Raw genomic sequence first — 10,142 nt, forward strand, 5'->3', positions numbered from 1 at the left:
CTGGCACGTTGTACTCAGGTCCCCTGTCCGATGCAACTTTTCAAAAACCCACTTACAAGTCCTATTCAAAAAAAGTGAATTAACTTTTCGGGAATGGCCTGAGTGCTGCAACACGGCGAGTTAAAAAATGAAACAATGATCAAAAAAACAGTCCTCATTGCGACCCTTTCGGTGTTCTTGTCCGGTTGCAATATGAATCCTAGCAAAGAAGCCCGAATCCAGAAACTTGAAACGGAGATACAGCAGTCTCTGGAAAAAATAGAAGACCTCGAGGCCCGGGTCCGGGCTCTCGAAAGCCAGAATGAGCAGCTCCAAAAGAAGATCCTCATTTTTGAAGAACAACAGACCGCACAGGACGATTAGCCAAAACAAGCCTCTTTAAATCGCCTTTTGAAACCCTAAACCTGATATACCCTCTGGAATCGCCTTAAAAACCAAACCAACCGAATGATGAATGCACGTACATTAAAAATTATCCTCTTTGTTTTTTTGGTATCCCTCAGTTTTCGGGGACAGGCACAAATAAACTGGACAAACGACGGCGACTCTTATTTTAAACTGGAAAACAACGAGCTCAAAACCTATACCCTGCCCGGCCATGAGGCAGAAACAGTCATTTCCAGGACACAACTTACGCCAGAGGGTTCCACAGAGCCACTTGAAGTTGCCCATTTTTCGTTTTCACCGGATCAGCAGAAAATCCTCCTCTTTACCAATACCCAGCGGGTTTGGAGACTGAACACCAAAGGAGATTACTGGGTTTTTGACTTTAAAACCAATGCGTTGAAGCAACTCGGGAAAGGCCTTCCTCCCGCCTCCCTGATGTTTGCCAAATTCTCCCCGGATGGCTCTAAAATTGCCTATGTTTCGGAAAACAACATATACAGCGAAGACTACCCAAGCGGCAGCATCCAACCCCTGACAACCAATGGCACTGTTACTTTGATTAACGGGACTTTTGACTGGGCGTATGAGGAAGAATTTTCCTGTAGAGATGGTTTTCGCTGGAGCCCGGACAGCCAATCTATTGCCTACTGGCAAATCGATGCCAGTGCTATAAAAAAGTTTTACATGATTGACAACACGGATTCCATCTATTCACAATTAATCCCCCTGGAGTATCCTAAAGTAGGGGAAACCCCGTCTTCCTGCCGGGTCGGGGTCGTGCGACTCTCGGATAGTCAGACTACCTGGATGGATATCCCCGGTGACCCTTCCCAGAACTACCTGGTGCGGATGGAATATATTCCGAATACCAGCACGCTGTTGCTCCAGCAGTTAAACCGCAAACAAAACAAGAGCACCCTATACAAGGCAGATGCCTCAAGCGGACGGGCAGCATCGATTTATGAAGAATCGGATGAGGCCTGGGTAGATTTGTTTCAACTGGGCAATCCTTATGCTATAGATTACACCAATAGCTTCAATTTTCTGGAAAATAACAAAGGTATTCTCTGGGCTTCTGAAAAAGATGGCTGGCGGCACCTGTACCAGGTTTCTTTGGAGGGAAAGCCCGAGGTTCTGATCACCAAAGGGGAATTCGATGTGATAGATGTCAAGCACATCAATGCCAAAGAGGGGAACGTGTATTATCTGGCCTCCCCGGATAATGCCACCCAGAAATATTTGTACAAATCAAAACTAAACGGAAAAGGGAAGAACGAAAGGGTCAGCCCGGAAAGCCTTACCGGCACCCACGACTATTCCTTTTCCTCAAATGGCACTTATGCCCGGCACAGTTTTTCCAATCACTTTACCCCGCCCGCGAAGGAATTTATAACCGTCGCCAACCACAAAGCTTTAACCTTGGAGGAAAGCATCATCAACAACCTAAAGAACCTTGAAGAAGAACCGAAAACGGAATTTTTTACTATTACCACGGCAGACGGGGTTGAAATGGATGGGTGGATGGTCAAACCAACCCCTTTTGATCCTTCTAAAAAATACCCTGTTGTCTTTTATGTTTATTCCGAACCGGCGGGCACAACGGTAAATGACACCTATAACGCCGGACGAAACTGGTTTTATCAGGGTAATATGGCCGAGGATGGGTATATCTATATTTCCCTGGATAACAGGGGTACCCCTGCTCCCAAAGGACGCGAATGGAGAAAGTCTATTTACAGGAAAATCGGAGTGGTAAACATTCGGGATCAGGCTATGGCTGCCCGTAAAATTTTGGAATGGGACTTTGTGGACCCTGCGCGCGTGGCAGTCTGGGGCCATAGCGGTGGGGGTTCAGCTACCCTGAATTTAATGTTTAAGCATCCGGATATCTATAAAACCGGTATTTCGTTAGCCGCAGTGGCCAATCAGCTGACCTATGACAATATTTACCAGGAGCGCTATATGGGTTTACCGCAGGAAAATAAAGAAGATTTTATTCAGGGATCTCCCGTGACCCATGCGGAGCACTTAGAGGGTAATTTGCTTTATATACACGGAACCGGAGATGATAATGTACACTACCAGAATGCCGAACTCCTTATAAACGAACTGATAAAGCACAACAAACAATTTCAGTTTATGCCCTACCCCAACAGATCACACGGGTTCAGTGAAGGAGAGGGTACATGGACCCACCTCTCCACTTTATATACGAACTACCTGAAACGTCACTGCCCCCCTGGCGGAAGGTAAATTTTTGATGATATGAGGTGCTTCGCGGACTTATTTTTTCAGGGTCCTATGTAGGTGTGAGCCGTGGCTCTGTGGTAGTTTTTCGCTGGAGTCGTTGCCTTTTGCCTGAATGAAGCCGGGTAGTTTTCGGGTAAAAACAGTGGCCCACCAGAATACTACGCCCCACTCCAAAAGCCCCCTAAATCTAGATTTTGAGGATTTTACAGCCATCATGGCGTAGAAAAAGTTGCGCTACTGTATCTTGGAGTTTATTTTCTAATAACAACTGAGGTCACATCCTGCCTTTTAAAATCTGAATAGATTTGTTTTCCAGGTGTTTAATATTGGTAATTTTTTTTAATACGGGCTTTCTGTATGCACAGACAGAAAGGATCCTTATGCCTCGTCGAAATAACAGCCCGGGGTTTGAAGTTCGTGTGGAAACCTGCGCGGCCGAATTCCTGGACAGTGGGGGCCCCAACCCCTATGACAACAATGAGAATGGAATCCTGACCTTTTGCCCGGATCGTCCGGGAGATCGCATCCAATTGGATTTCCTTTCAGCAGATATCAAGGCTAACGATGCACTGAGCGTATATGACGGAAATTCTGATAGTGCCACGTTACTATTGACCATTACCAATATCACTCCCGCCGGCTTCGAAAGAACTGTGGTCCGGGCCACACAGCGAAATCCCGAAGGTTGTTTGACCGTCACTTTTACCTCTGTGGATATTGCCGTTGCGAACCCCTATGGCGGATGGTTTTCCAGGGTATCCTGCTTTACTCCTGAAATCGAGCCCGGCGTGCCCGAAGATCTTTTTGCCAACGATGACCCCAGTGGCGATGGGATCGAAATTTTTGATCTGAGTGTGAATGATGAGGCGCTCCTCAATGGCCTGCCCCCGGCAGATTTCAGCGTATCCTATTTTGCTTCTGAATCGGACGCCTTGGGAAATTCCAATCCTCTGGATCCCATTCATATCAATGATGGCAATCCCCAAACCATCTATACCCGATTGGAAAACGCTTCTATTGACTTTCTGTATATCGATAGTTTTCTGATCACAGTAAATCCTATCCCTGACGTCTTTTCAGTACCGGATCTGATAGCCTGCGATAGCGATTCGGATGGGATAACCCCTTTTAACCTCTCTGAAAAGGCGGAAGAGATTTACAATGGAAGGCAAAATCTAACGTTGCGCTACTACCAGACCCCCGATGATGCCATATCGGGGCGGAACAGCCTGGACCCTGAAAATTTCATAAACACCTCAAACCCCCAGGATATATATTACACACTTATCAATACGGAAACCGAAGCCTACGCCCTCGGGAGATTTGGCCTTCAGGTAGTTCTTCCTCCGGATATTGCCGATGCGGGGGAACTCAGAATTTGTGATAACGGGAGCAGCAGCACCCTTATCGACCTCAATCCAATATCTGATCAGATCACTGAAGGACAGGCAGGTCTCGAGGTTTCCTGGTACCGTTCGGCTCAGGATGCTCAATCAGGTACCGATGAGATTAGAACAAATTCCAGCCTCTCAGGCAACACGACTTTATATGCACGGGTAAGCGATCCTGACACCGGATGTGCTGCTTACACCTCCTTAGGACTATTGTTTTTTCCTGCCCCGCAAAGCACGTTGAAACCCAAGTATGAATTATGTCCCGGGACGCCTGGAGAGCTGGTCCTCCTCGATACCGGACTCGATGCGGAGCCGTATCGATTTACCTGGTTCGGGAATGGAATTGAAATTCAAGGTGAAGATAGTCCCTTTTACACCAGCAGCCGGGCCGGTAATTACGAGGTGCGTATCGAAGAACTGGCAACGGGCTGTTCGTTTATTAAAACTACAGAAGTTATTCTGGCCGTGCCCCCCGAGGATTTCGAAATATCTACCCGCCCGGATACGTTTTCCACGACTTATGAAGTAACCCTGTCTACAGGGCAGGATGAGGGTTACCTGTTTAGTCTGGACGGCGGGGCCTACCAGAATTCGGGGGTTTTTTTGGGAGTTCTCGCAGGTTCCCATCGCCTGAATGTGGCCACAACCGCCGGGTGTGAATTACTCCAAACGACCTTCAGCGTTTTGGGTTACCCGGCTTTTTTCACTCCAAATGGAGATAATATAAACGAAGCCTGGAGTGTGAGCTCCTCCCCGGACATTACCGATATGGAGGTTTCTATCTTCAACCGGTTCGGCGCCCTGATTACTGTGCTCACAGAGGCGCGCCCGGAGTGGAACGGAAGTTTCAATGGCCGGGATCTGCCTTCAGATACGTATTGGTTTCGGGTGGATTATATGGATAAAGGCACGACCCGCAGTGCAAAGGGATATTTTGCATTGAAGCGATAATCCGCTGAATTTCGCGGGAATCATCCCTGAATAAAACACCAGGCTTGTGGCATTTAAGGCTGTGCGCGCTATTATTATTCCCCGGGGGTGGCTTCCTCCTCAAAAGGAATTTGGAATTTACGAGTATACCCATAGCGAATCAGGGTGTAGAGCAGCAATCCGACGGGGCCGGTCATGAGTGTAAAAAACAGGGGGACGACCATTAAAAATCGGTTCACCCCCACCCTGCGGGCATCTTTGGCAATTACCAGGGCGGCGAACAAATCAAAGGCGAGGTAATGAATCCATCCGATTAAAGCGGCTTTGGGGCCGGAGAAGGCCTCGGTCAGACCAGCCAGGGAAGACCCTGCTTCGGGGTCAAAACTACCTAAGTCCCCAAACAACAAGACAGCGTAGGTGACGGCCAGTACAAGGATGATAAGGTAAAATACGATTCTCCCGGTGTACTTCCAGGAAGGTGCAAAAAGCAATAACAGCCAACCGGGCAGAATCCAGGTGTTGGCAATTGTAAATATAGTTTCCAGGTCAAACTCCATAGTACCCCTGAAGATACAGTTTTTTGTTTACCCTTTAAATCAAATATTTGTGCCTTGAATTACAATGGATAATTAAAATAATTTCCTTTTTAAAAACCCACGTTTAATACTATGGTAACCTCATTTGAAAGAGAATAGCAGAGATTTGTTACTCAATAATCTCATAAGCTTCGTTTGAGTTAGTTTGGTTGTAAAGAGCCGGTCCTGACATGACCGGCTCTTTCGTGTAAAAACACCTCATATCGGGTTTTTATCACCCCACATCCCCACCCCCTAATATTACAATCTTACGCTGAAACGCATATTTTATCGATAACCGGAGTGCGACAGTGCAGTTCATCGATAAAATGGGGGGTCAGTCCATTTCGCTGGCGTCATATACAAGAAGGGCTGAAATTTGTCAGTGAAAATGAATCCCAAAATCCTACATCATGAAAACAACATTACTACTTAGAGACATTTATTTCGAAGCATTCAGAGAACTCGGAAATTTTGTAGTCCGAAATTATTTTAAGGCTTTTGCCTGGTTCAGCTTTGCAATGTTCGCTACGGTGATCTACGCATTTGTATTTAGAGTAGCCACTGGTTTCGCCTTTGTTTAAAAAGGAGAAAGACCTGTACATATTGAAATTTGTAAAAGCCCCTGCCGGGACTCTTTTACGAGAACACTAATGATTATGAAAAATAATAGCCAAACCCTCTCGACCTTTTACCAGATCAGCAGTACCCTGCACCGCTACAGAGGGGCCATACTCTTCTGGATTTACCTTATGGCCATCGTGATCTATGCTACCCGACTGGTAGAATATTAGATAACAAACCTCTGAAACAAATACGGTCTTAATTGCTGCCTTTGTACCCGGTTTGAAAAAAGGTTTCCTTTCCGGATTCCTTCCCTCGGCAAACCCTGAGACCGATGGTATTTGTGCATTCTAAATAATATCTTTGTAGTTGAACATGTACCCGTCTTCGTTTATGACAACAGACGGGTATTTTTAACGACTACGAGTCTTGCTGAGGTCCTCTCCCCGCGCCCTTCTTATTTTCACCAGGAATCCGGTTCCCGGTAAATGCAAAACCAGGCTTGCTGCCACTATAGGCGAAAAGGCAGCCCTGGATATCTATGTTTTCTTACTGCGACATACCGCCGCCCAATGCACCGGGCTTGAAGGCGTTCAAAAAATGGTTTATTTCAGTGAATCCCCAGGGGATGGGGTCATATGGGACACCGAAATATTCGAATACCGGCTCCAGCAAGGCACTGATCTGGGTATGCGTATGCAGCATGCATTTGAGGATGCCTTCAAATCCGGGTATGGCGAAATAATTGTCATTGGTAGCGACCTGCTGGATTTAAGCACAGCTGATCTTGAGAATGCCTTTGAACTCCTGTCTGACAATGAGGCCGTGCTCGGACCCGCTCAGGACGGGGGATACTACCTTCTTGGGCTCACCCGGCCCGTTCCCGGTATTTTTCACAACAAATCATGGGGTACGAAAACCGTTCTTAAAGATACGCTTGGGGACTTAAAGAACTTCAGGACGGCCCTCCTGCCCGTACGAAACGATATTGATCAATACGAGGATATCGAGGGAAACCCGGTATTTGAACCTTTTTTAAATAAAGAATAAATGACTCAAAAACAACTCGCAGCCTCCCTTGACTTCCTCAGGGGAAAAGGTTTTATAAATCCTGAAATAGGTATTGTCCTGGGCTCCGGACTCGGCCGGATGGCGGAAGAAATTGAAAATGCAGAAATCGCACATTATCACAATATTCCCTTCTTCCCTTTGGCGACGGTTGAATTCCATAGCGGAAAACTGGTATACGGGACGCTGGAAGGTAAAAAAGTCGTAGTCATGCAGGGAAGGTTCCATCTTTACGAAGGATACGCCTTTACCGAAGTCACCTATCCCATAAGGGTTATGCATGGATTGGGCATTCAAAGACTACTGATTTCGAATGCTGCAGGGGCTGTAAACCTCGCTTTTAAGAAAGGGGAAATGATGCTTCTTGAGGACCATATTAACCTCCAGGGAGGATCCCCCCTGGCTTTTAAGAACGTTACGGAATTCGGCGAGCGGTTTGTAGATATGAGCGCTCCTTATGATTCAGATTTGCGAGAGGGGCTACTCCGGATCAGTCGTGAAAAAGGGATTCCCCTCAGAAGTGGCGTTTACGCGGCAGTTACGGGGCCCCAGCTGGAGACGCGGGCAGAATACCGTATGCTTAAAACCCTCGGGGCGGATGCCGTGGGGATGAGCACAGTACCCGAGGTCATCGTGGCGAACCAACTGAATTTGCCGGTTGCCGCCCTTTCCGTCCTTACCGATGAATGCGACCCGGACCATCTCGAACCCGTGAATGTGGCGGAGATTATTCAGATCGCCAATGAAACCGAACCTCATATGGTCGCGTTGTTCCGGGGCCTTATCGCCAGTCTTTAATTAAGTGTGGGCTGTAAGCAATGCAACCTTAGTACTACTAATCCAATAAATCAATCCCCCTAAAAATTTCTTTTCGCTTATGAGTTACCTTCAAGCCACCTCAGATCTGTACAAAGAAGCAGCATTAACCCCCGATGTGGGGCTGTGTTGTACAACGAATCCGATCTGGCAACTCCCGGGGCTCTCGATCCCCAGAAAAATGCAGGAGATGAATTACGGTTGCGGCAGTACTGTATCTGCCCAGGACCTCACGGCAAATCCGAAGATTCTGTACGCCGGGGTCGGAGGCGGTATGGAACTCCTTCAATTCGCCTATTTCTCGAGGCAAAAAGGTGGTGTTATCGGGGTAGATATCGTAGAAGAAATGCTGGAGGCAAGCCGGGAGAATTTTAAACTTGCCGAAGCCGAAAACCCATGGTTTTCTTCAGATTTTGTTGAACTCGTCCACGGAGATGCCCTCAACCTCCCTGTCCCGGATCAAAGCGTGGATGTGGCCGCCCAAAATTGCCTTTTTAATATTTTTAAGGAAGAAGACCTGCGCAAAGCTGTGGCAGAAATGTATCGCGTCCTCAAACCCCGGGGCCGACTGGTGATGAGCGACCCGGTATGCGATGTCCCCTTAAGTGAGACCCTTCGCAACGACGACCGCCTGAGAGCCCTGTGCCTCAGTGGCAGCATTCCCGTAAAAGACTATTTAAAAATACTGACAGACGCTGGTTTTGGCACCATTGAAGTACGAGCACGACGGCTGTATCGCGTCCTCAGTCCGAATCATTACCCTGTAGATTCGCTCATCCCCATTGAATCCATTGAAGTGGCGGCCATCAAAGATCCCATGCCCGAAGACGGCCCCTGCATCTTCACCGGAAAGACGGCCATTTATTACGGTAAGGAAGAGTCCTACGACGATAAAAAAGGGCATGTACTTTTACAGAACCAACCCTTGGCCGTTTGCGACAAGACCGCCAAAGCCATGAGTGAGCTCCCTGCAGAAATTTACGTAAGTGAGAGCACCTGGCACTATACCGGGGGAGGCTGTTGTTAAATCTTCAAGATGTAAAACCACACGGACTTTGGAGTCCGCAAATCTTTAAACCCTATGCCCCGATTTGTTTTTATTGGCCTGCTCCTTTTGGTTTCATACAGTGGGATGCCACAGGACAAGAACGTATCTCAAGGGCGTTCCACAACTTCCCCCCATATGGCCTGGGAAGATTTGCTTCAAGAACATGTACAGGAAGACGGACGGGTCGATTATAAGGGGTTCCTCCGTGATAAGCAGCGGTTGGATTCCTATTTGGAAACCCTGGCTTTACAACCTCCGAAGGAGCAGTGGAGCACTCAGGCACGAATGGCTTATTACATCAATCTCTACAACGCGGGGACTGTAGCCCTGATCCTGGAAAATTATCCCGTAAATAGCATCCGGGATATCGACAGGCCCTGGGTAAAAAAAAGGATTCAGGTGGGGGCCGAACGGCTTTCCCTTGGAGATATCGAACACAAAATTTTGCGAAAAATGGGCGATGCCCGAATTCACTTTGCCATCAACTGTGCGTCGATTTCATGTCCGAAACTGCCTGCATACGCCTTTACAGAATCGGGAATCGAATCCCAGCTCAACCAGGCCGCCCGGGGATTTATAAACGATCCGCAGCGGAATACTATTTCCCCAAAGCAAGCTGAGGTATCTAAAATCTTTAAATGGTTCCGTTCCGATTTCAAAGCGGAAGGCGGCTCTTTGGTCGACTATCTGAATCGCTTCCTGGACGAGCCCGTCTCCAAGGGGAGCCAGGTCAAATTCCTGCCCTACGACTGGGCTTTAAATGATATACTCCCTTGACCGAGCTTAGCATAATTATTCCCACGCTCAATGAAGCGCCTCGTTTGGAAGTTTTGCTGCCCTATCTTCGGAAAAACCTGCCAGCCGGGGCAGGCGCTGAGATTATTGTCGCGGATGGGGGAAGTTCTGACGGTACTCCCGAAATCGCCCGCAGGCTAGGGGCTGAAGTACTGAGCACCCCTAAAGGCCGGGCCGTTCAGATGAATGAGGGCGCCAAAAATGCCCGGGGTCGTATACTGTATTTCCTGCATGCAGATTCCGTACCCCCGCCAGGTTTTTATTCCGATATTCTCAATGCCCTTAAAATAAAGCCAACCGCCGGCTGTTTCAGAC

At 47.8% G+C, this 10,142-nt stretch carries 11 protein-coding genes; 10 read left to right on the top strand and 1 reads right to left on the bottom strand.

The features are described from left to right. The first annotated feature begins 135 nt into the window (after positions 1-135). From WBV75_RS04090 to WBV75_RS04100, 3 genes are all read left to right on the top strand, one after another. Positions 136-363 carry a hypothetical protein gene (locus WBV75_RS04090; RefSeq protein ID WP_424119378.1) on the top strand — a complete coding sequence of 76 codons (228 nt, stop codon included), beginning with the start codon at positions 136-138 and terminating at the stop codon, positions 361-363. Positions 364-447: 84 nt separating this feature from the next. After that, positions 448-2,640: a S9 family peptidase gene (locus WBV75_RS04095; protein WP_424119379.1), complete on the top strand. Its 2,193-nt coding sequence runs from the start codon at positions 448-450 to the stop codon at positions 2,638-2,640. 377 nt (positions 2,641-3,017) lie between these two features. Then, the gene (locus WBV75_RS04100; protein WP_424119380.1) at positions 3,018-4,982 is read left to right on the top strand and encodes a T9SS type B sorting domain-containing protein; all 1,965 of its coding nucleotides are present in this window, start codon (positions 3,018-3,020) and stop codon (positions 4,980-4,982) included. Positions 4,983-5,056: 74 nt separating this feature from the next. On the opposite strand, the gene WBV75_RS04105 is transcribed toward WBV75_RS04100, so the two are convergent. Further along, on the bottom strand, positions 5,057-5,518 hold the full coding sequence (locus WBV75_RS04105) for an ABA4-like family protein (RefSeq protein ID WP_424119381.1): 462 nt from the start codon (positions 5,516-5,518) through the stop codon (positions 5,057-5,059). A 431-nt stretch (positions 5,519-5,949) separates the two neighbouring features. Between WBV75_RS04105 and WBV75_RS04110 the strand changes: the two genes are divergently transcribed. From WBV75_RS04110 to WBV75_RS04140, 7 genes are all read left to right on the top strand, one after another. Then, a complete protein-coding gene (locus WBV75_RS04110) occupies positions 5,950-6,120 on the top strand; it encodes a DUF6747 family protein (RefSeq protein ID WP_424119382.1) in 171 nt (56 codons plus the stop codon). A gap of 75 nt (positions 6,121-6,195) precedes the next feature. Beyond that, positions 6,196-6,330 carry a hypothetical protein gene (locus WBV75_RS04115; RefSeq protein ID WP_424119383.1) on the top strand — a complete coding sequence of 45 codons (135 nt, stop codon included), beginning with the start codon at positions 6,196-6,198 and terminating at the stop codon, positions 6,328-6,330. A 199-nt stretch (positions 6,331-6,529) separates the two neighbouring features. After that, complete coding sequence (locus tag WBV75_RS04120; protein ID WP_424119384.1) at positions 6,530-7,150, top strand: TIGR04282 family arsenosugar biosynthesis glycosyltransferase; 621 nt, start codon at positions 6,530-6,532, stop codon at positions 7,148-7,150. Then, complete coding sequence (locus tag WBV75_RS04125; RefSeq protein WP_424119385.1) at positions 7,151-7,966, top strand: purine-nucleoside phosphorylase; 816 nt, start codon at positions 7,151-7,153, stop codon at positions 7,964-7,966. A gap of 79 nt (positions 7,967-8,045) precedes the next feature. After that, positions 8,046-9,011: an arsenosugar biosynthesis arsenite methyltransferase ArsM gene (gene arsM / locus WBV75_RS04130; RefSeq protein ID WP_424119386.1), complete on the top strand. Its 966-nt coding sequence runs from the start codon at positions 8,046-8,048 to the stop codon at positions 9,009-9,011. Between the two features lie 54 nt (positions 9,012-9,065). Further along, a complete protein-coding gene (locus WBV75_RS04135; RefSeq protein ID WP_424119387.1) occupies positions 9,066-9,809 on the top strand; it encodes a DUF547 domain-containing protein in 744 nt (247 codons plus the stop codon). Beyond that, positions 9,806-10,142 (top strand): glycosyltransferase (locus WBV75_RS04140; RefSeq protein ID WP_424119388.1); only part of this gene is annotated, 337 nt, incomplete at its 3' end. The genes WBV75_RS04135 and WBV75_RS04140, both read left to right, overlap by 4 nt.

The sequence above is a fragment of the Robiginitalea sp. genome (genome assembly GCF_049588695.1).
Lineage (GTDB): Bacteria > Bacteroidota > Bacteroidia > Flavobacteriales > Flavobacteriaceae > Robiginitalea.